The following is a 617-nucleotide window of genomic DNA, read 5'->3' on the forward strand; positions in this document are numbered from 1 at the left end:
GGGAGAAAAAATAATGAGTTACCTATACGAACTAGAAGGAATTTACGCACAATTACAAGCGATGGAATTAGATGATGAGACATTTAACGATACGCTTGATAGTATTGACTTTCAAAAAGACTTGGAAAAAAATATTGAATACTTTGTCAAAATGTGGAAAAACGCTTTGTCAGATACTGAACGTTTTAAACAAGCGAAGCAAGAATTTTACGACAAGGAAAAGAATGCTAAAGCTAAAGCCGAGAAGTACAAAGAAACAATCGAGCGAGCGTTGAAGATGAACAATAAACAAAAGGTGGATGCCGGGTTGTTTACTGTGTCACTCCGAAAATCCAAGCAAGTGGATATTTTAGACGAAACCAAAATACCGCTTGAGTTTATGAAATTGGAGTACAAGCCTATCAAAACTGAATTGGCTAAACATTTAAAGGCCGGAGAAATTATCGAAGGCGCAACATTAATTGAAAAAGAAAGCTTGCAGGTACGATGATGAAGAAATCAGAAACGATTATTGAGTTAAGCAAAGCATTTGCGAAGATGCAGATGGAATTGGAACAACCGCTGAAAAATGCTAATAATCCATTTTTTAAAAGTAAATATGTACCGCTTGAAAATGT

The 617-nt window shown here is 35.3% G+C and carries 1 protein-coding gene; it reads left to right on the top strand.

The genetic code is table 11. From position 1 onward, the window contains the following. Positions 1–490, top strand: a 490-nt coding sequence (locus tag E4P41_RS21805) for a siphovirus Gp157 family protein (RefSeq protein ID WP_209307871.1), incomplete at its 5' end; no start/stop codon positions are given. Positions 491–617 lie beyond the last annotated feature (127 nt).

The organism is Geodermatophilus sp. DF01-2 (assembly GCF_004571065.1).
Taxonomy (GTDB): domain Bacteria; phylum Actinomycetota; class Actinomycetes; order Mycobacteriales; family Geodermatophilaceae; genus Geodermatophilus.